The organism is Bulleidia sp. HCP3S3_C9, from assembly GCF_052064035.1.
Classification (GTDB): Bacteria; Bacillota_I; Bacilli_A; order Erysipelotrichales; family Erysipelotrichaceae; genus Bulleidia.
Genome location: NZ_JBQHWJ010000041.1, coordinates 1 through 21,384 on the forward strand (window position 1 = coordinate 1; position 21,384 = coordinate 21,384).

Annotated in this window: 22 protein-coding genes and 1 pseudogene; 6 read left to right on the forward strand and 17 right to left on the reverse strand. The window is 38.8% G+C overall.

Annotation, left to right across the window (positions count from 1 at the left end):
* Positions 1-222: 222 nt before the first annotated feature.
* From ACTND6_RS07705 to ACTND6_RS07730, 6 genes and pseudogenes are all read right to left on the reverse strand, one after another.
* A complete protein-coding gene (locus ACTND6_RS07705; RefSeq protein WP_441023381.1) occupies positions 223-1,737 on the reverse strand; it encodes a lysozyme family protein in 1,515 nt (504 codons plus the stop codon).
* 33 nt (positions 1,738-1,770) lie between these two features.
* Positions 1,771-2,181: pseudogene (locus ACTND6_RS07710) on the reverse strand (VirB4-like conjugal transfer ATPase, CD1110 family); the annotation flags it as partial.
* A complete protein-coding gene (locus ACTND6_RS07715) occupies positions 2,168-4,333 on the reverse strand; it encodes an MSCRAMM family protein (protein WP_441023384.1) in 2,166 nt (721 codons plus the stop codon). The gene ACTND6_RS07715 and the pseudogene ACTND6_RS07710, both read right to left, overlap by 14 nt.
* A gap of 160 nt (positions 4,334-4,493) precedes the next feature.
* Positions 4,494-4,865 carry a hypothetical protein gene (locus tag ACTND6_RS07720; RefSeq protein ID WP_441023385.1) on the reverse strand — a complete coding sequence of 124 codons (372 nt, stop codon included), beginning with the start codon at positions 4,863-4,865 and terminating at the stop codon, positions 4,494-4,496.
* A 188-nt stretch (positions 4,866-5,053) separates the two neighbouring features.
* On the reverse strand, positions 5,054-5,644 hold the full coding sequence (locus ACTND6_RS07725) for a hypothetical protein (protein WP_441023386.1): 591 nt from the start codon (positions 5,642-5,644) through the stop codon (positions 5,054-5,056).
* A 55-nt stretch (positions 5,645-5,699) separates the two neighbouring features.
* A complete protein-coding gene (locus tag ACTND6_RS07730) occupies positions 5,700-6,467 on the reverse strand; it encodes a hypothetical protein (protein ID WP_441023387.1) in 768 nt (255 codons plus the stop codon).
* 410 nt (positions 6,468-6,877) lie between these two features.
* Here ACTND6_RS07730 and tnpA point away from each other — a divergent pair, with 410 nt between their 5' ends.
* The 4 genes from tnpA (at position 6,878) to ACTND6_RS07750 (ending at position 10,039) form a co-directional block, all read left to right on the forward strand.
* The gene (tnpA, locus tag ACTND6_RS07735) at positions 6,878-7,222 is read left to right on the forward strand and encodes an IS66 family insertion sequence element accessory protein TnpA (RefSeq protein WP_441023388.1); all 345 of its coding nucleotides are present in this window, start codon (positions 6,878-6,880) and stop codon (positions 7,220-7,222) included.
* The gene (tnpB, locus tag ACTND6_RS07740; RefSeq protein WP_441023389.1) at positions 7,215-7,496 is read left to right on the forward strand and encodes an IS66 family insertion sequence element accessory protein TnpB; all 282 of its coding nucleotides are present in this window, start codon (positions 7,215-7,217) and stop codon (positions 7,494-7,496) included. The genes tnpA and tnpB overlap by 8 nt, the downstream gene beginning before the upstream one ends.
* 31 nt (positions 7,497-7,527) lie before the next feature.
* A complete protein-coding gene (locus ACTND6_RS07745) occupies positions 7,528-9,453 on the forward strand; it encodes a tyrosine-type recombinase/integrase (protein WP_441023390.1) in 1,926 nt (641 codons plus the stop codon).
* Positions 9,454-9,751: 298 nt separating this feature from the next.
* Positions 9,752-10,039, forward strand: a complete 288-nt coding sequence (locus ACTND6_RS07750; RefSeq protein WP_441023392.1) for an ABC transporter C-terminal domain-containing protein — start codon at positions 9,752-9,754, stop codon at positions 10,037-10,039.
* Here ACTND6_RS07750 and ACTND6_RS07755 read toward each other — a convergent pair.
* Both ACTND6_RS07755 and ACTND6_RS07760 read right to left on the reverse strand, forming a co-directional pair.
* A complete protein-coding gene (locus ACTND6_RS07755; RefSeq protein WP_441023394.1) occupies positions 10,034-10,177 on the reverse strand; it encodes a DUF6431 domain-containing protein in 144 nt (47 codons plus the stop codon). The genes ACTND6_RS07750 and ACTND6_RS07755 overlap by 6 nt on opposite strands.
* On the reverse strand, positions 10,128-10,292 hold the full coding sequence (locus ACTND6_RS07760; protein ID WP_441023414.1) for a hypothetical protein: 165 nt from the start codon (positions 10,290-10,292) through the stop codon (positions 10,128-10,130). The genes ACTND6_RS07755 and ACTND6_RS07760 overlap by 50 nt, the downstream gene beginning before the upstream one ends.
* Positions 10,293-10,886: 594 nt before the next feature.
* On the opposite strand from ACTND6_RS07760, the gene ACTND6_RS07765 reads away from it, so the two are divergent.
* Positions 10,887-11,450, forward strand: a complete 564-nt coding sequence (locus ACTND6_RS07765; RefSeq protein WP_441023395.1) for a hypothetical protein — start codon at positions 10,887-10,889, stop codon at positions 11,448-11,450.
* A 443-nt stretch (positions 11,451-11,893) separates the two neighbouring features.
* Complete coding sequence (locus ACTND6_RS07770) at positions 11,894-12,037, forward strand: hypothetical protein (RefSeq protein WP_441023397.1); 144 nt, start codon at positions 11,894-11,896, stop codon at positions 12,035-12,037.
* A gap of 24 nt (positions 12,038-12,061) precedes the next feature.
* Here the strand turns inward: ACTND6_RS07770 and ACTND6_RS07775 are convergent, their stop codons facing one another.
* From ACTND6_RS07775 to ACTND6_RS07815, 9 genes are all read right to left on the reverse strand, one after another.
* Positions 12,062-13,582 carry a lysozyme family protein gene (locus ACTND6_RS07775; RefSeq protein ID WP_441023398.1) on the reverse strand — a complete coding sequence of 507 codons (1,521 nt, stop codon included), beginning with the start codon at positions 13,580-13,582 and terminating at the stop codon, positions 12,062-12,064.
* A 33-nt stretch (positions 13,583-13,615) separates the two neighbouring features.
* A complete protein-coding gene (locus tag ACTND6_RS07780) occupies positions 13,616-15,970 on the reverse strand; it encodes a VirB4-like conjugal transfer ATPase, CD1110 family (protein WP_441023400.1) in 2,355 nt (784 codons plus the stop codon).
* Complete coding sequence (locus ACTND6_RS07785; protein WP_441023402.1) at positions 15,912-16,424, reverse strand: PrgI family protein; 513 nt, start codon at positions 16,422-16,424, stop codon at positions 15,912-15,914. Before ACTND6_RS07785 ends, ACTND6_RS07780 begins: the two co-directional genes overlap by 59 nt.
* Positions 16,321-16,557 (reverse strand): hypothetical protein, encoded by a 237-nt coding sequence (locus ACTND6_RS07790; protein ID WP_441023416.1) that lies wholly within the window; start codon positions 16,555-16,557, stop codon positions 16,321-16,323. The genes ACTND6_RS07785 and ACTND6_RS07790 overlap by 104 nt, the downstream gene beginning before the upstream one ends.
* A 96-nt stretch (positions 16,558-16,653) precedes the next feature.
* Complete coding sequence (locus ACTND6_RS07795) at positions 16,654-18,018, reverse strand: M48 family metallopeptidase (RefSeq protein ID WP_441023404.1); 1,365 nt, start codon at positions 18,016-18,018, stop codon at positions 16,654-16,656.
* Positions 18,019-18,060: 42 nt separating this feature from the next.
* Complete coding sequence (locus ACTND6_RS07800; RefSeq protein ID WP_441023406.1) at positions 18,061-18,891, reverse strand: hypothetical protein; 831 nt, start codon at positions 18,889-18,891, stop codon at positions 18,061-18,063.
* 12 nt (positions 18,892-18,903) lie between these two features.
* Positions 18,904-19,209 (reverse strand): glutamyl-tRNA amidotransferase, encoded by a 306-nt coding sequence (locus tag ACTND6_RS07805; RefSeq protein WP_441023407.1) that lies wholly within the window; start codon positions 19,207-19,209, stop codon positions 18,904-18,906.
* Positions 19,196-20,986: a VirD4-like conjugal transfer protein, CD1115 family gene (locus ACTND6_RS07810; protein WP_441023409.1), complete on the reverse strand. Its 1,791-nt coding sequence runs from the start codon at positions 20,984-20,986 to the stop codon at positions 19,196-19,198. The genes ACTND6_RS07805 and ACTND6_RS07810 overlap by 14 nt, the downstream gene beginning before the upstream one ends.
* Entirely contained in the window at positions 20,973-21,173 is a 201-nt protein-coding gene (locus ACTND6_RS07815; RefSeq protein WP_441023412.1) for a hypothetical protein, read from the reverse strand. The genes ACTND6_RS07810 and ACTND6_RS07815 overlap by 14 nt, the downstream gene beginning before the upstream one ends.
* Between the last annotated feature and the right edge of the window lie 211 nt (positions 21,174-21,384).

Consider the following 21,384-nt stretch of genomic DNA (forward strand, 5'->3'; position numbering starts at 1 on the left):
TAATTCAGCACATCGATGCAAGAAATATCCATAACCTATTGGCTTATATCAAAATAAGTACTAAAAAATGGCTTAAATAAGCTAAATAACATTTGACTTATTAGGGAGGTTATCAACCAAATACAACTAAATCGCCAAAGCCTCCAAAACCTCCGAAAGGGACTAGTTGTAACGATGCTTAGATACAGAGGAAAACAAAGCGAAGATAATGAGTCTTCGCTTTTATTTCGGATTGGCAAATACCACTCCTCTATACGCAGACCGTAACTGATCCAGTGTATAGATGGCTGTATGCCAGTCCTTTTTTGCATCCTGAAATGTGTTAGTGATACCATCAAGGTTTCCTTCCTGGACTGTTAATGTGTCATCATTGACAGAGATGATGATACCTACATGGTTAGCACCAATACCTGAGAATACTGCTCCATCGACAGGAAACAGGGATCTTTCAAATTGGTCAGGATGTGTAGCAAGTAACTGATTGACACAATCCCAGCCATTACCTCTGAATCCTGGATCGTATCCATATAATTCATAGAATCTTCCCCATGCAAACCAGGTACATTGACCATATAAACCTGCTTTGGCATATGGATTCTTTGTAACCCATGCTTCCATATTGTCAAAATCTGGATCTGTTCCTCCTCGGAAGGTAAAGGATACGTATCTCATAACATGATCAACATATTCAGTATCTCCAAATACGGAAAGATTAAGCTCAGTCTTTTTCTGATCAGAATACATCTGAGCATTATACTTTGAATAACCGGAGAAATTGTTTAATGCCCATGTAATATACTCTGTTCCATAGTTGTATCCTTGAATAGCAAGATACAGTCTTTCAGCATCTGCTCTGTTCTGTACTGCTGCAGTTGATAAACAATCTGCAAACTCTTTTACGCCACAGGAAATAGAATATTCAGGATCTTCGATGCCGTTAGAGATACTTGGATACAAGGTGTTATAAACAGATCTGCTGGAATTCATAGGATCTGTACCTGTACCACCGGATTCCTGCATCATGATTGCCTGGATAATAGGAACATACTCTTCAATGTCACTTTCAATAGCATACTGGCGTATCGTATCTTCATATGCAATGACATCAGGACTTAGTGCATGGATGGTACTATTGCTGCCACCATCCTGTGCAAGAACAGAGAATGTTCCAACAAACATCGTCATAACAAGAAGCAGGATTAAACCACTGCCAAGGGACAATAATGAATTGATACCAGCTGCTGTTTTCCTGACTGTTTCTACGACAGCAGATACAGTTCTAGTTGTTTTCTGAATGACTGGATTTGAGATGATTGTATGAACAGTTTCCTTGACCTTTGGGATCTGAAGCTTATTCTGCACATATGCTTTTGCTTTGGATATAAAGATGTTTGGTTGTGGATGAGCAGAGTGTTTTCCTGGAATATCTGATATTTCTGGAAGGGGATTGTCCGGCAGACTCTGCTCCTGATAAGAGATACGATGCTCTTTATATTTCTGCTTCACATATGAGTTAACACGTCTGACTGCTGTATCAGTAGATACAACGGCGGCTGTCTGATACTGATCTACTGCAGTTGTATTTGGTGCGGCAGTATCATGTTCATTTTCTTCCTTTGAGGCTGTTATGTTCTGTTTGGATGATATGGTCTGCTGTTTGATGAAGTGTGCCAGATTCTTCCTTTTATCCTTTGTTTTCAGTGTTTGAATGTACTGCTTTGTTTTGATGTTTCTCACAAGTGTTTCCTCCCTATGTAAAAGATGGGAGTCTTATCCCATCTGCTGTTTTGAATGAATCATCTCTTTCCGATCGCTAGGTTTTGTTGTATTCAGGTTATAGAGTTTACCTTTTGGCATCCTGTTAACAAATGGTACGATTGATCCTCCATAGCGGATCAGTCCACATCCTGTCTGTGCATTGGTAATATAGCTCATCTGTTCATCGGAAATATTCAACAGTTTTGCCAGATCTTCTCTATCGTTAGGAGACTGGTTCAGCATGACAATGAATAATGAGTTGGATAACATGCTTGTTCCCTGTTGTGAGGATAGAAGATATTTCACATTCTGTGTAATACCGGTAGGGAAGGCATCTCTTTTTCTAAACTGCCTCCATGCAGAAGCAAAGAATGTTGCGGATTCTTCATTTTCGAAGATGACATGGATTTCATCGATGAATACCCTGACCGTTGATGACATCAAAGACAATACGTGTTGGATTGATATTGTAGCCATCTGCTGCCTTTGTTTCCTGAATGGTGTGTCTGCCTGTAGTCAGACCTTTGATTTTCAGTTCACCATTGGAATCTGTTGTGACAGTTTCTGTTGTACCATCTGGCTTGGTATGCGTAAACTGTGTGCCTGGAATCACTGCATCTGAGTCGGACTGTACCTTGTAAAGACGCAGCGAGATCACCTGTTCTTTAACGATCGGTTCGTTGTATGTCGTGACAGCTTCTGAAGAACCGTTTGCAGAGATGGTTCTCAGGAAGACTGTATTATCAATGTAGTAACCTTCAGGTGCTTTTGTTTCCTGGATCGTTACGGTTCCAAGTGGGAGTGTAGGCTCAGTTGTGCTGTTGTAATAGAAGGCATCACCAGAGACCTTATAGATGTCTGAAAGGCGGCAGTATCCATCTGCATCTGTCTTGAGAACCCATGTTCTTTCCGGTGTCAGGGAGGCAACATCAGATACATTCTGATAAATGCCACGGTAGTACTTCACGGTAAACTGGGCATTGGCAAGGGATGCGGATCCCTGAGGTTTGTTCAGTGTTGTTTCCTTATCGATCTTTCCGACAATGATTCTTGCCGGGTCAGACTGAGGCAGATCCTTAACTGTTTTGGTTGCCTTGGTACCGGAATTTACTGTGATGGAATAGACTGTCTTATCCAAAGCATAACCGGTAGGCGCCTTTGTTTCCTTGAAGTAGTAAGTGCCTGCAGGTAATCCTGTCAGTTCATTGGATACACCATTGCTTTGGATGGTCAGTGTACCGACTTTGCTTGTCAGAGCACTGTTGGAATAAACGGCATATTCAGCTCCAGTCAGGGAGTAACAGCTGTTACCATCTGTAATGGATGGATCAGCAGAAGTCTTTGTGATCTGCAAAGATCCGGTTGGAGAATAGACACCATAGGCAACAGACTGTCTTCTTGTATAGGCGCCAGTCCAGTTTGTACCATATCCGTTATTGATACAGATATAGGCTTTGAAACCGGCTGGATCAGGTTTGGCCATGAACTGATCATAGAGGTTATTCATGCCAGTGGCTGTCCATGATCCATTACCTATGGCTTCAGATGCAGACCTACCGGAATAGGCATGAGATGTCATTTCTGAAGTGATGGCAACTGCACCGGCAGTACCATATGCTCCTGTCAGAACATCACCTGGACCTCCAAATCCATAGTAGAGTACCTTTCTTAAGGCAGGACTGTTGAGTTCAACAGGTGGTTCCAGAGAAGCTCCAATATAGACTGGAGCATTCCATCCTTCTGCACAGAATCCACGGTATCCATTGCTCAAGTTGTAGTAGGCTTCTTCATAACTGCATGTTCCATATGGAGTATTTGTACTCCAGTTGAATACCTGTGAAGAATTAACAGTAACATTGGCTGCTCTTACTGTGGTAAATGTACTGATGCCTTCTACTGTATGACCATCTTCAACGTAATCACGGCTGAGAATCAGACAGTCGTCAAATAACAGCATGGCTGCATCATAACGGCTGTAGAATTCATCACTCAGGAAGTATTCTTCATCACAGAAGTTAACCAGACCTGTAGCTTCCGCTTTGGCTTTACGCGCTTCCATGTGCTGATCTGTCAGTCCTGAAGCATAGTCATTGAGAATGGCCGCAGTTTCATCGGATAGCTTCTGATCATGGTTTGTGGAGAAGTCAATCGTGATACCATCTTCAATCAGTTCTTCAGATGTTCCAAAAGAAGTAGCTTCAGTCTGCGCCTGGTTGTCCTCAAACATAACTTCAAATACTGCATCCTGCAAAGTGGATACATAATCATGTGAGAAGTTCTTTGTACCGGCTGTGAAGGATTCTACGGTTGTTCCATTCAGTCTGAAATCATTCAGGGCATATTCTTCATCCGTCTGCAGATGAACATTCGTGTCCGCTAGCAGGCTTGTGGAGAATTCTTCACTCTGATCAACTGTGATATCTTCACCATCGATCTGCAGTGTAACTGAACCAGGACCGGATACTTTCACACTGAATCCGGCTTTCTGTTCATCCGCCATGACTTTTGAAGGCATCATGGAACCCGCTGCTGCCATCGCAACAACAAACAGAGTAAACAGTTTTTTACATTTCATTTTCTCTCTCCTTTCCCAATTTGAGTTTTACTGTTTATCTTGATTTTCACAGGATTAAGAGCCTGGGCTTATATACTGTTCGCAGCATGATCATCACCTCCTTTCCATCAAAAAAGGACCATGACAATGCATGATCCTAGTTGAATGATTCTGCGCAGAATTACTTTTGTATAGCACCACATCCGGTGCACTGATATCCATCTGGTACTGACTCATCATAGGCTGCCTGATCTACGATATATCTTGTCTCAGTTACTGCATCATGATGAACCGTACCTGTTGGAATCTGGATCCATTCCTGTCGATAGGAACCACACTTTCCATCTCCATACAGAAAGGATTCTTTGAAATGCTGATCAATACTGACGCCACTTGTGGTAAAGTCCAGTCCACAGTTGTTACAGACATCATGAGCTTCCTGTGCATAGGTGATTTCATCCCATGCTTCAGAAACAATGACAGTTTTATTATGTCCGACTTCATCGTGGTGAACGGTTCTGTATTGTTGCTGCCAATTATGAACATGTGACACTTCCTGCTTAGCTGGAGTTTCTGTTTTACCTGCCGAAGAAGAGGATTGTCGCCAAACAAAGTTCTGAATAACTGCTTAGACATTAACTTTCTTTGGCTCATTTATTATATCTTATTCTTTTACTTATTCACAAAAATGGCTAATCTGCAACCACACGATTGTAGATTAGCCGATTTTCAAAAACAATATCATCCGTTTTCGTTTTCTAATAAACCAGCTGTCTTTTTTAAGTAGTTGATCTTCTTTGTGAAGGCAATTACAACTATGATATCTCCTGCTGTAAATATATACTGTCCTAACAGTTGCGAATACGCAGCTGCCATTGAACTCAAAAGAACAATACTGTTTCCCAATAAAAACATTATAAACAATTTGTTCCATTGTTTTGATAATTCTTCTGATTTTGAGTGAATAACCTTGCTATGTGTACGATATTCCAGGTATTCACTCAGAATCCTACACATTTCGCCTACAATAATAGCTATCCACTGTATAGCACTTACATTTTGAACAGATAAAAGCAGTATCAGCACAAGCAAGCATATGCCATTAACAAATTGCAGATAACCGGGATATCTATATCCATCATATGTTTTAGACAAGATCAATAATAGAGTTGCATACATGATCGAAATACTTGATCCAAGGTATAAATTGATCGTAGGAAACGGAATAAGAATCGTTGAAAAACAACTGATATACGCAAATGTTGAAAATAATGCGCATAACGTAAAACCGCATAATTTCGAATATGCATTTTGAAATGTCAATTTTTTCATAAAACCTCCAATCAACAACTGTTAATCAAGAAAACGAGTTTCCTCGTTTTCTTGATTAGCTATAGAAGCTCCCACTACCAAGATAGGATGCTGGAACATAGATTGCATTATTGCTCCAACCAGCTTCTGAAGTTCTGTTTGAATACCATGATCCATGGTAGGATGTCATGTAATTAATTGTTACATAATTCAATCCATTATTCCTTGCAGTATTTAAAGGTTCTGTCTGAATTGCATAAATCAGTATCACCGTGCCAGATATACCATACGTAGCTCCAAGAGCAATACTCAATGCACTAGCAATTGTTGCCACGGTATATCCAGAAATAGCTGTATAACCGTAATATTTCAGTACATCTGAAATGTTTTCAATTAAATATTGTGAAGTGGTGTTTGCTATATCGGCGATATCATTGATCATACTTGCTGCATTTTGGGAACCCATGAATGCATTGATTGCATTCAGTTTGTTATTAGGAACATAAGCAACTCTCGTGATTCTAAGATTTCCATCACTTGCTACTGACAATCCGCCTGATGAATAAATCCATGTACCTCCTGTTAAAGAAGAACCATAATATTTCGTCAATGAATTGCTTCTGAATGATCCTCTTGTCAAAGGCTGCTTATAGCTATCATATGTTTCAACCATATATTCAGTAAACATTGGAGCTTTAGAATAATCCAATATATATGGATCATCTTCTGTACCAGTACCGGAAATAATAGCTGTTTCTAATTCTTTGTCATATATTTCTTCCATACTTGCTTCTGCATTTACTGGAACTGTTCCAACAAGGCATAGTATAAAAGCAATTAACATACTTATTATTTTTTTCATCTTTCTTCTCACTTTCTTTTCTTCCATTCTTCTTTTATATAGTTGAAGATAGCAAGTTTAAAGCAAAACAATCACTATTGTTGATCTCCATTTTTATATCTTGAAATCCATAACATTTGAATCCACCTTCCCCATCAACTTTTTGAATGATTATTTTTTGGACCGAATGATCCTTCTTTTGTTGATTACATTATAACACTTAAATCAACTATTCTTTAATCTCAAAAGTGCAACGTTACCACCAGTATTTTTGTAAACGCCACATAGTCTGTACCTGTTAAACAATCCCTAATAGTGTAATGATACATTCATACAAGTAATGAGGCAGGAATGTTCCTGTATTAACGAGTCTGAAGAAACCTCAGGTTTTCCAGACTTCCCTGGAGGTATGTATGGATATAATCACACATAAGATGCGTCATGAATACTGGGAGCGTATTATTACCGAATGTAACCACAGTGGGATGCAGAAAAAAGACTGGATGCAACTGCACAATATCAATCCCAAGTCATTCTATCGGTGGCAGAAAATACTTAGACACGAGGCTGCCACTACTCTTCTGTCTTCTGAACAAGATAAATTTCTTGAACTGAAGGAACCAGATCTTCCAGAAATGACCAGACCATTTGATGAGTGTTCAGCCATGATCAGAAAAGGAAACGTCAGTATAGAGATCAATGATTCTATTACGGATGAATTTCTATCTCGTATTATCAGGGTGATGGCTGATGCTTAGAGAAAAGGTTGGCATACCGAGAGTATTCATTCGTGCGGGTTATACGGATCTTCGCATGGGAATCGATGGTCTGACGTGCCTGATTCAGAATTACTTTGATCTTAATCCATTTGATGAAGGAACTCTGTTTCTTTTCTGTGGCAGATCCTCTAATCGTATCAAAGGTCTTTTGTGGGAAGGTTTATCCGCAGACTTTTGTTATCCGCACAATTGTCCTGTTTATGTAGAAAAATGGGCATCTATTAGAAACAAATGTGCGGATAAACATACGTGATGTAACCTCTATGTCATAGGAGGTAAACATCATGGATAAATACAAAGATTATGTTTCAACTGTGCTAGATTTCATGCGCAACAACCATTATTCACAGCATTCACTACAGCTTTATCAAAAAACGTTTGAATCCTTAGGAGAATACTTAGTATCGAATGGAGTTTGTTATACTCCTGCGCTAGGTAGAGAATTACTTAACAGCGGGTCTGATATTCCCTTTGGCACGAAAGGACAAACCCTCCATCCCGCTGTAATTCAGAAGTTAAATGCGGTTTATCATACTGGGAGTGTCTCAAATGTATTAGTTTCTTCAAGGAAACCTTATTCATCATTGCGATTAAACTCAGCGTTTTCAGACTGTTTGGAATTGTTCTCAGAAAACATTTCCGCTTCGTTCTCTAAAACACAGACAGAAAACATTCACAGGAGGTGTCGTCTTTTCCTTAAGTACTTACAGTTTATTGGAAAAGAAGACTTAAAAGTCATCACATATAAAGATATATCTGATTATCACTTTTCAGAGCTTTGTCATTTAAAGCCAGACTCACGAACAATGGAGGAAGGATCACTCTGTCTTTTCCTTCAATTCCTGTTTCAGGAAAAGATGATAGAACATAACCTTCATGTGTATATGTATGCTTTAGAAACTGACCGATTTATCGATATCTCTCAGTTTAATGATTATGAACAGGCAGCTTTCAGAAAGCATTATTCGATACAGCTTCCTTATGATAGATATCATCAGATGATCAATGATCTTATTGATGAATGCATCAAGATCGGATATGTTCCGACATATCATAAAAGTCTTAAAAGAGCTTTATTGTACTTTGAACTTTTTCTGGACATTCATGATCTTGATTATTCTCCGGAAGTAGCAGATATCTGGCTGAATTCTGATGCGGTGCAGAACGTATTCTATGGAAGTTCCTGGCGTTCTGTAAAAAGAGCACTCTTTCTGCTCAAGATTTACGTATTGACAGGAAAGATCGACTTCACTGCCATACATCCCCACGGAATAACAGGTCTGAACGAGTTGCCGGAATGGATGCTAAAGCCACTGATGGATTATGCGGAGCTCCGTGAAAAAGAAAAGCTGGATAATGACACTGTTAAAAACGATATATATTCTATTCTGAGGTTCTGCTATTTCCTGATTTCAGAAAATATCGTTTCATTTGCTGAAATAAATGCAGATATGCTGGTTACATTCAATCTTTCTGATGAGCATGCATCATCAGAAGGAAAAAATGCCTGTAATGCACGCATAAGAAGATTTTTACGGTATCTTTACCGTGCCGGAATCATCACTAACCCACATCTGGAAAAAGCGCTTGGTTATTCTGCGGTTAGGTCTGAAAGTATTATCACTATTCTTTCACCGCAGGAAATCGAAGATATCAAACATTACATAAGTGAAGCAGTAACGCCTCTCCAGCTCCGGGATAGTGCAATAGTCCTTCTCGGAACGGAAATGGGGATAAGAGGCAGTGATATTGTACGCCTCAGGATATCAGATATCTGTTTTAAGGACAGAATCATTCGATTTGTACAAGATAAGACGGACGTTGAAATACAGCTGGCAATGCCGGTTTCGGTTGGTAATGCTATCTTTAAGTACTTAAAAATGGGACGTCCCAGAGGATGCAGTTCTGACCTGCTCTTTATATCGTTAAAGGCTCCATACAGACCTCTTACAAGAAATGTCTGTTTTGGTGCTTTGAAGAGAATCCTTCCAGATCGGGTAGTTCAAGGATCCGGGTTTCATGTCACAAGAAAGACATTTTCGACATACAAACTTAGGAGCGGGATTGCTCCAGAGCGGATTTCATCAGCAATGGGACAGCGTACTGCTAAAAGCCTTACTCCATACCTGTCACTTGATGATGAAAGACTCTCTATGTGTCCATTGTCACTTGACCGCTTAAATATCTCAATGAAACCAGGAGATTTCTAATGAGTTCTTCTTTCAAAAGTATACTTGCTTCGGATATCGAAAGTTTTATCAGTATGAAACGGTCTCTTGGATACAGATATAATTCTGAAGAGTATATCCTCCACCGTTTTGACACATATTGGGAAAGAGTAAATGGGACATCTGATTCCGTCACTATGGAATCACTATCTGAATGGGTCAAACAGGGGCCTACAGAAGGAAAGTCCTTTCAGTATGCAAGGGTTCATACTGTTAAGCAGCTTATGGCTTTCAGAAACAGTATGGGAAAACCATCGTATATCCCTATGGATAAGATCAAGTGCCCAAGACGACCGGTAATCCACGTATTATCCATCCTCAGATCTTTGTCCGCGTTAAAGGAAAACAGAATCAGCACTATCATGAAAGAGGAAATCTGAAGAATTACTCCAGACAACAGCGTAATCAGATACGCTGTTTGTCATTTTATCGGTTGGAACAGCAGCTCAATCTTGTTACAGATTACAGTGAGATCCAGCACATCTCTTCACTTCTTGAAGAGGCAAGACAGAACCTGGAAGAAGCTGAACAAAGATGGATGGAGCTTTCGGAAAAATCAGAATCATGACAGACAGCGATGTCTGTCTTTTTGGCTAATAAAAACCCCCAGATGTTTATGAGGTATCAGACAGGAAGGAAGTGCGGTATGTATCTTATTACAGCTGTTTTTTAAGCATCTGTATCTGGTATTCATCATCCTGATCATACTGTTTCATGATTCGCTTACGATGATCATACAGCTTCATACCTGATCCACAGACAGGACAGAGAGGTGTATCTTCATTACTCTCTACTAAAAACACCAGGTTTATCTGATTCAAACAGCTCACTATGTGATAACATATACATGGTTTTTTACCAGAGCTCGGGAGAGATGTTAATCGGTCAAAATTAAAAGGTCTCCGAGCTTTTTTCCTTTCTGCTCGAAGACAGTATAAATAGCTGTTTAGCGACAATCAACAATATTCATATTTGAACATTATTATGTAGGCGTAACAGCTATCTACATTCTAACATCATTATTGGAGAATTTTTTTGCTTTGCTTAGCTCCGTCGCAGCAGGTATTGTTTCGTACTATATCTGCAAATGGCTGGATGGAGTCGGAAAGAAAAAATAGCTGATCAGCCTGAGCATTGAAAAAGGAGACTGCTGGAACAGTCTCCTTCTTTGAGTTTGTTGGCTTTTTTTGCTTTTCTTGCTTTTCTTGCCATTTACAATATAGCAATTTTTTTTAAGCTCACTTAAAATAATCATAGCAAATATATTTTGTAATAAATAGACTATAAATTTTGAGATATAGATATATTATTTTCTAAAGAAAGTTGGAATTGATTATGATTACTTATAATCCTTCAAGGTATAAAAACGGAATTTGTATTCTCCTTTAAAAATTATATGGAAGGAGGAAAAAATCATGAAAAAAACCATATATTTTATTTTAAGTCTTTTTGTAACATTATCATTATCTTCGTATCCTGTTCAAGCAAAAGAGCAAGATACTTATACTTATTCAACAGGAAATTTAGTATATGAATTCCCTGATAAAAATGCATACGATTATTTTATGGAACATAATAGTGCAAATAATATTGTTCCTTACAACACATATAATCAATACACAACAATATACAATGTTCCAAAAAATAATGTTTGGGTTGGATATCATTCTCTAACTCCTTATTGGTCATATGCATCATCCTACACAATTAACAGCTCACAAAAATGTTACGCATCAGGACAGTATGAATACAATGGATTTTTATTTTCAATTAATATAAATTATGAGCAAGGTATCTCGATCACTTATCCAGCAGATGCATCTAGAGCTAGCAAACTTGGAGTAAGAGCGGATATTAGATTAATTCGAACAAAAGTTGATGTTTATGACAATGGCACATACCTGAATACATATTATGTTAATTCAACAGCTGTTATGGAAAGGTATATTAAAGCAGTCTATCAAGATGAACAACAATAAATTTTTATATTTATTCATATTAGCGCTATTACTAATCAATATCACATTAATACATGGGTTTGCATCGATATATCCGAATGGTGTTTCAGATTTCGGAAAAATATCTTTTTTTGGTAACATTTGTTCTAATGGAATGTTATTAGTTACAATTTTAGGATATGTCGCATTAATCTATGTGTTTATTAAATTTATTGATGAAAATATGAAAAAATAATTATTTAGAAAAAAGGAACTGTTCCTGAAGTGAACCCAATTTCTTGGACATTAAAATAAGTATACTACCTAACCGGTAATTAAGGAAAAACAGTTGTTGGCTGGATGTATAATCATTATGTTGTGAAAGTGAGGATTTACAGATGATACTGTTTCTTTTGCCGATCATTTATCTAGCTTTTATCTCTTTGGGACTGCCGGATTCCCTGCTTGGTTCAGCATGGCCGATCATGCATACGCAGCTTCAGGTTCCTTTGTCCTATGCAGGTGTGATTTCGATCATCATTGCATGTGGCACGATCATATCCAGCCTGGCCAGTGACAGGCTGACAAAAAGGCTTGGGACAGGTATGGTCGTAGCAGTGGGATATTAACATAATCAGTTTTACAAATATCATTTAATCGTTAATCGGATTGGCAAATACCACTCCTCTATATACAGATCGTAACTGATCTAGTGTATAGATGGCTGTATGCCAGTCCTTTTTTGCATCCTGAAATGTGTTGGTGATACCGTCAAGGTTTCCTTCCTGGACTGTTAATGTGTCATCGTTGACGGAGATGATGATACCTACATGGTTAGCACCAATACCTGAGAATACTGCTCCATCGACAGGAGACAGGGATCTTTCAAATTGATCAGGATGTGCAGCAAGTAACTGATTGACACAATCCCAGCCATTACCTGTAAATCCTGGATCATATCCATATAATTCATAGAATCTGCCCCATGCAAACCATGTACACTGACCATATAAACCTGCTTTGGCATATGGATTCTTTGTAACCCATGCTTCCATATTGTCAAAGTCTGGATCTGTTCCTCCTCGGAAGGTAAAGGATACGTATCTCATGACATGATCGACATATTCAGGATCTCCATATACGGAAAGATCAAGCTCAGTCTTTTTCTGATCAGAATACATCTGTGTATTATACTTTGAATAACCGGAGAAATTGTTTAATGCCCATGTAATATACTCTGTTCCATAGTTGTATCCTTGAATAGCAAGATACAGTCTTTCAGCATCTGCTCTGTTCTGTACTGCTGCAGTTGATAAACAGTCAGCAAACTCTTTTACTCCACAGGAAATAGAATATTCAGGATCTTCAATGCCGTTAGAGATACTTGGATACAAGGTGTTATAAACAGATCTGCTGGAATTCATAGGATCTGTACCTGTACCACCGGATTCCTGCATCATGATTGCCTGAATAATAGGAACATACTCTTCAATGTCACTTTCAATAGCATACATGCGTATTGTATCTTCATATGCAATGGCATCAGGACTTAGTGCATGGATGGTACTATTGCTGCCACCATCCTGCGCGAGAACAGAGAATGTTCCAACAAACATCGTCATAACAAGAAGCAGGATTAAACCACTGCCAAGGGACAATAATGAATTGATACCAGATACTGTTTTTCTGACTGTTTCTACGACAGCAGATACAGTTCTAGTTGTTTTCTGAATAACTGGATTTGAGATGATTGTATGAACAGCTTCCTTGATCTTTGGGATCTGAAGCTTATTCTGTACATATGCTTTTGCTTTGGACATAAAGGTGTTTGATGTTGGATGAGCAGAGTGTTTTCCTGGAATATCTGATATTTCTGGAAGGGGATTGTCCGGAAGACTCTGTTCCTGATAAGAGATACGGTACTCTTTATATTTCTGCTTCACATATGAGTTAACACGTCTGACTGCTGTATCAGCAGATACAATAGCGGCTGTCTGATACTGATCTACTGTAGTTGCATTTGGTGCGGCAGTATCGTGTTCATTTTCTTCCTTTGAGGCTGTTACATTCTGTTTGAATGATATGGTCTGCTGTTTGATGAAGTGTGCCAGATTCTTCCTTTTATCTTTTGTTTTCAATGTCTGAATGTATTGCTTTGTTTTGATGTTTCTCACGAGTGTTTCCTCCCTATGTAAAAGATGGGACTCTTATCCCATCTGCTGTTTTGAATGAATCATCTCTTTTCGGTCACTAGGTTTTGTTGTATTCAGGTTATAGAGTTTACCTTTTGGCATCCTGTTGACAAATGGTACGATTGATCCTCCATAACGGATCAGTCCACATCCTGTCTGTGCATTGGTAATATAGCTCATCTGTTCATTGGAAATGTTCAACAGTTTTGCCAGATCTTCTCTGTCGTTAGGAGACTGGTTCAGCATGACAATGAATAATGAGTTGGATAACATGCTTGTTCCCTGTTGTGAGGATAGAAGATATTTCACATTTTGTGTAATACCAGTAGGGAAGGCATCTCTTTTTCTGAACTGCCTCCATGCAGAAGCAAAGAATGTTGCGGATTCTTCATTCTCGAAGATGACATGGATTTCGTCGATGAATACATGTGTTCTTTTTCCTTTGTGCCAGTTGTCGTTAACTCGATTGATAATGGCATCCGTAATAACAAGAAGCCCCATTGTCTTTAACTGTTTGCCAAGATTGAAGATGTTGAAAGACATGACTCTGGATCTGATATTGACGTTGGTTTCATGAGCGAAGATATTCAATGAACCATTTGTAAACAGCTCCAGTTTAATGGCCAGTGACTGTGCTTCAGCTTCTGGCTGTTCAAGAAGTTTACGGTACAGATGCTTTAATGTTGGAGTGTAATTACCTTTTCTTGCATCCTGATAAACATAGGCAACACAACGGTCAATGATACTTTTATCAGAAGATGATATTCCTCCATGATTTGTATCAAGTTGCTCAAACAGGGACATGATGAACTGTGACTTATCTGCGATAGAGTTACCTGAATCACCATATCCTTCCGTCATATCCATGGCATTGATATGGTCAGTACTGTTAGTACCAATATCAATTACCTGACCACCAAAGGCATTAACAATCTGATCGTATTCTCCTTCCGGATCAGCAATGATGACATCATCATCTGTAGACATGATAATGAATTCAATTTCTTCTTTTGTCAGGAATGATTTACCGGATCCAGGTACACCGAGTACAAAGGAATTCGGATTCTGTAACAGTTCTTTATTGCAGAGAATTGGGTTGTTTGTAATGGCATTCTGACCAAACCATATACCACCTTTATCCATGATCTCCTGTGCTCTGAATGGTATGAATACAGCTGCACTTTCGGTTAATAGTGTACGTGTCATGTTTAACCTGTTAATACCGATAGGAAGGGCAGTCACAAGTCCATCCAGCTGTCGCTTGGAAAAGAATAGAGTTTCCAGATCACATACATACTTACGTGCTATGGATTTCAGTGTTTCTGTATCTTTATCCAGATCTTCCAGTGTATCTGCAAGGTGCACCAGTGTAATATTACACAGCATCATTCTCTGATCTCTGACAATCAGATCATCCAGGAATTCTTTGCATTCCTTTCGCTGCAGTTCCATGTCATAGGGAATAATGGCAGAAAAGTTATTGTTCCTGTTCTGTTTCATCTGCCAGTCGGTAATGTTCTTTTCTACACCAAGGAACTTGTTTTCCACTTCTCTGACAGCTTCATCAGTAGGTACTGAGATGATATCCATGGAATACATCAGATTACGATTCAGATCACAGAGTTCAGATACAAACTCATCTTTCAGAAATCCAGGATAGCTGTTGAGATAGAGTACACGACCATACCTGTTATCAAACTGAAAGTATCTGTTTTTATAAACACAGGTACCTGGAATAATCAGATCTTTGAAGGAATGTCCTTTTCTTGCAAGATCATTGAGATCAAAGGACATCTCTTCATTTTCAGATCTGTAGAAATCATGGAGGATCTTTAATCGTTCCGCTGCACCCAGTTCAATACATGCACTGCCAAGTCGTGCAAACAGGGTGGAGAATTCTGCTGTGATTCTGGAGAAGGTGAAGCGTGCATCATCTACATTGTTTTTGAACAGTGTAACGGTAATATACTTCTCCTGAATGATGTCATCACTTTCAGCAAGCTTTTCAAGAAGCATGTCATTGTACTCTTTTCTGTATGGATCCAGACCATCATTCTTCATTGGGATGAGGATATCATCCTTAAATCTTTTCAGATCAATCTTACGATTGTTGATGGTAATCTTGGTCATAACAGATGGATCAAATGAATTCAATAAATCACTGTAACTGAGAAACAGATTGTTCTTGTCTTCGCCAGAGGCAATCTTGTAATTGATATCCAGGAAGCGATAACTTTTGGAAAACTTGTTTCCCATACGAAAAATACCATCTCTGTAGATCGTATCTACAGGGATGGTATCCTGAATGGATTTAGGAACTTTTACTTTTTCTTTGTTCAGTTTTTTGATTCTTTCGTAGCTTTTTATCACGTGCAGTGGACTCCTTTCTTGTTTTCTCGATGTATGGAGCAAGTATTTCTTCATACAGATTGAATGGTTTACTGATCAGTTGTGTATTAGAGAGTATCAGTGAATAGAAGGCAGTAGAAATGATCTCCTCCATATACATTCCCTGATATCGTACAAAGCCAAAACAGGCAAAGGGGATTACTCCAAAGATACACAGCCAGCTTGTGATTTCCTGTCCAAGCCGTTCAGAAAACAGGAAATAAATAATGCATGCTGTAAGGCATGCAAGAATGGAAAATACACTTTGCCGAAGAGACAATCCAAACATGATTGACTCTGTATAGTCACGTATCTCTTTGTTGATCTTGATCTCAAAGTTGGATTTCATAACTGTTATCTTTGTCTGACTGGTTAACTGTACATGGAGAAGATGTAACAAACAGGATATTGGATAATGGGATGATAGTATCACCATTGTCAGCCCTTATCAGTGCATTTGTATTGGATTGTATGATCTGATTGATCACTTTATTTCTCGTTGGTAATGGGTGTGGTTCATCTATAACCACACGGTCTCCATTAATGAAGACGATAGTTATTTTGTTCATATGTTGTCCTTTCATAAATCAAAATAATAAAACCGCAGAGTATGTTTCTCTGCGGCGGATAGAGTACTGTAAGTTCAAAAAACAATACAAAACAGTTTATTTTTTATCGAATGTATTGTATTGAATCTTTACAATTGATTCCTTGTCAAACCAATCATTTTTCTTGAATTTAGATTCTCCGTTTATTGTGATGAGGAATACTGTATTATCCTTATCGAATAAACCTTTTTTCCCTCTTTTTACTTCTTCGGTAACAACATTCGTAAACCCAGCTTCACGAATCATTTTTTCAACATCGAAGAAATGCTTTCCGGAAATCTGGTCTGAAGAAAGTGGAATTCTTAATTCATTAGGATGTTTAGCAAGTAATTCTTCTTCAGTTTCTGCTTCATAATATGTGATTACGATCTTTGAGTTGATCTTAAACCATTCATCATCATTGAAGGTATCTTGATCATCGATGGAAATGCTTAATACCTGGCCTTCTTTTTGTAGTAAACCTTTTTCAATTACCTTATTGAGCGTAATGTTTTCAAAGCCGAGTTCTTCCAATTGATTTTTAAGCTCAGAATAATTACTTCCTATTAGATTTTTAGAACTGGTGCCGACAGGCAATTCATCGATGTATTCTTTTATGTTCTTCTTGTCTGAATTAGTATATTTCACTATCTTTAAGAATTTGTCATCCTTAGCCCATTCATTTATTTCGTATGCTCTCACAGCATTCATTGGATGAGAATTGTCACTGTACATAATGAATTCCAAGGTTTTATTCCAACCATCGCCGTCAGTCATTTCCTTATATTCCTTTGCCTGATTCATGAATGCTTCGAGATTGATTTCTCCTGCAATATCTTTATCAAATCCAGCAAATCTTGTCATGGTTTCAATAACCATGTTTGGAGATTCATCACAAACAGCAGCTACTCTGTCTGCGCTGTATTCACTGCATCTCATCCAGTAAGAGAATGCCTTTTGAATAGGAATAGAAACCAATTCACCAAATGGAAGCAACTGAATAGCTTCACTACAGATGATCTGTCCCATAGTATGGTATAGAACATGATGGCAGGCAATATGACCACATTCATGAGCTAATACCGTAGGAATCAATTCGTCAGGAAGAGTCTCTAGCAATCCGGATGTAATCACGATGAATGGATGCGTATCACCACTAGTGTAAGAGTTCGGATATACATCGAGTTTTAGATACAAATCTGGAACATCAATTCCTAGTTTGTCACAGATAGGGATTAACATGTTGTAATACTTAGGTAACTGATTTGGACCTAATTTCAAATTGGTAGACATGTTCTCGATATTGAATTGTTTTTCACTCCAAACTTTCATAAAAGACTTTAATAATGGAGTAAATCCGGGAATGGCTTTTAGTGCATTTAATGCAGCACGATCATCTTTATGGATGAATAAATTCGGGTTTATTGACATATGTTTCTCCAATCACTATTATCTATACATTTGATTGTAGCACGAATTTACGGGTTACAATCCCATCATCTCCTTCACAATCCGATCTGCCATTTTGATTGTTCCAACAAGTACAAGCATATTGAATACAAGTTCTCCAATATAGCTCCATAACATGGAAACTGCTGATACAGGTGTATTTACTGCAGGAGGAGATGCAGCAAATGCAGAGAAGATGACACATCCTAAAAGAATGATTGCTCCTTCAAGGCATACACCGGCATAGCTTTTCAGAAAGGTGAAAGCAGTGCTTTGGGTTGACTCACCAGCCGCTGCAGAAAGAGGAATAGGGGAGATTGCTGTATACATGTAGATCTTAAAGAATCGACCGTATACAGTAAGAATCATGATGAATGACAGGATTGTAATGAATACTGAACCTAAAAGTGTCACTGCCCAAAGGGGAATAGACTCCAGAAATCCTGTGTTATTGACTGCATCTATTATTTCCTGGGGAATCACTGTAGTGTCAGCTGAGCCTATTCCAACGGTACGTGTTACGGATGAAATGATACCCTGAACGATATCAAAGATACCTGTCATCAGATCCATTCCGTACATGACAAGTCCTCTTGCAATGATAAAACGAAGAAACAGCTTAAATGCCTGTTCGGGACGTTTTACATCCTGCCAACTGGTACATGTTCGAATCATTCCCCAAAGAAAAAACAGTACGAGCAATGATAATCCAATTGCTAACAGTGCACCATGAATCTTTACAATCACATCCCATATCGCACCACCTTTGAATGCTTCAGGTGATTCCGTAAGAAGAATCCAGATTTCTGCCAGTTTTGTATTCCAGGTATTCAGTGCACTTTGCAGATTATCAATGATTCCATCCATGAAATCACCACCTTATCCTACAATGATATTCAATATCTCTTTAGCAAACGTAATGACGATACCGCCTGCTACTGTCATGAAGCCATTGGCTCTTTGGGATGGATCGTGTGATTTGAGGGATAATCCAACCTGTACAATACCAAATCCAAGCAGGATCATACCAAGTGCTCTGACCATGCCAAACATGAAGTCTGAAAAGTTGTTGACCACGGTAAGCGGATCATTATCTGCAAGTACCGGCAAAGCAACGACATTGAGTGTGATTACCATAGCGGAATAAATTCTGAATAAGATCAGTCTGATTTTATTGAGTTTCATTTGATTTGTTCTCCTTTTCCAGTTCTTTAAAATAGTCATCCATTTCTTCATCAGATAACAGTTCATATTCGTTGTCTGTAAGAAGGATGTTCTGCCAGTCCTGTATATAATGGCTGGCGTTACCATGAATGTATGGTTTCTGATTGCCATCGGCAGTTTCATTGATTCGTGGGTGTTTCAGAAGATCGTATTTTCTATCCATAACGGGACGCTCTCCACGAATAAAAAGAAGTCCATACTCATTATTGAGAAGACGGACTTCATCTGGTGTTAGCAGTTCTCTGCCGGTCTGCTGATAGTTGGTAGAATAGCTGCCACTATGCCCGGTTGATTTGCCATAGGTATTGGTATCCAGTGTTTCCTTGCCCAGGTATTCACTGATGAATTTATGTGTGGACTGTTCATTTCCACCAAGGTAGTACAGCTCATCACAGTTACCGACAATAGATTCCCATGAGTCTTTAAACAGTGTTTTAATCTGTGCCAGATTCTGCAGGATGATGGATACAAAGATCTGTCTGGATCTCATTGTGGATAACAGTTTATCGAATTCATCCGGTAATGCGACGTTGGCAAACTCATCCATCAGAAAGTGTACCGGTACAGGGAGTTCACCATTGTAGATGTGATCCGCCTGATAATACAGCATCTGAAACAGCTGGGTATACAACAGGCCGATCAGGAAGTTGAAGGTGGAATCGTTATCCGGAATAACCGCAAACAGTGCAGTTTTTCTTTCTCCAATCTTCTCCAGTTCCAATTCATCATAACGTGTCATAGAGGCTACACTTTCAAGGTTGAATGCTGCAAGTCTGACACCAACAGATATCAGAATGGATTTTGCTGTTTTACCAGCTGCCTGCTTATAGATCTGATACTGCTTCAGGGCAAGTGAATCCGGATCTGATCTTTCCAGGTGATGGAACAGTTCATCAAGAGGTGACTCATATTCTTCATCATCTTCTTTCACTTCTGCGTATGTCAGCATTTCCATCACCATTGTAAAGTTCTGTTCATCTTCTGGGGCATAGTGGTACAGATACAGCATCAGTGCTTCCAGCAGTGCTGTTTCTGATTTTTCCCAGAATGGATCTGCAGGCTGTGATCCTTTCGGTGTTGTATTTCTGATCAGGTTGGTTATCAGTTTGAGAATATCCTTGTCGCTTTGGATATAGTGGAAGGGATTGTATCCGTGAGATTTTGGCATATCAATCAGATCAATTACCTTGATCACATAACCTTCCTTTTCAAGCATATGACCCTCACTCCTCAGGATTTCTCCCTTTGGATCCAGTACAACAAAAGATGTGTTGCACTGCATGATATTCGGCTTGCAGTAGAATCTTGTTTTACCGGCACCGGATCCACCGATCACAAGGGTATTCAGATTTCGTCTGTGTTTCTTGCCATTGAGTCCCATTCTGACATTCTGTGACAGCAGTTTATTGCTGAAATAGTCTGGATTAGCATACTGTCTGTTGACGCTTTGTGCATTTGCCCATCTTGCAGATCCATATTCCTTTGTCTTCCGGTAGTTTTTCCTTGTGGAAAGATACACCATGATACCAATTCCATAAAGCAGAAGGCTGATCAGAATCACTTTGAAAGTCTGTGGACACCACTGGATATCAAAAGGGTGATTAATGGCAGTACTGAAAGAGGGTAGTGCATGAATCAGTCCGTTGGAACTGTATGGTGCAATCAGTAGTGCAAGCCAGATAACCGGGACAATGAAAAAGGCAAGGAAGATATACTCATCCTGCCTATGTTCTTTCATATCCGCTTCTGTTCTGTATTGGAGCATCGCATACTTTAATGATCAGAGAATCAAGGAAATCAAAGTTTTTGTTTTCCATTCTCTGCTTGTCTCTCAGATCTGCAAGTGCCCGTACAATGATACGTCTTTCCGTGTCGTCTACAACCAGTCCGACAAACTGGTCATCATCTTTTCTTCTGCCAAACATGGTATTACCTTCCTTTCGTTTTCTGTTTTCTGTGGGTATGTGTCTTAGTTCTGCCGGTCTGTTTTTCCCTGATCGTCTTCAGCTGTGCTTTTACAGAGACTGTAGAACGCCAAATTAAATACACATAAAACCAATAATATATTCAAATTAAATAAAAAAACGATGCAGAGAAAAGACTAAATCATAGTCAAAATATCTGCATTTTCTGTAT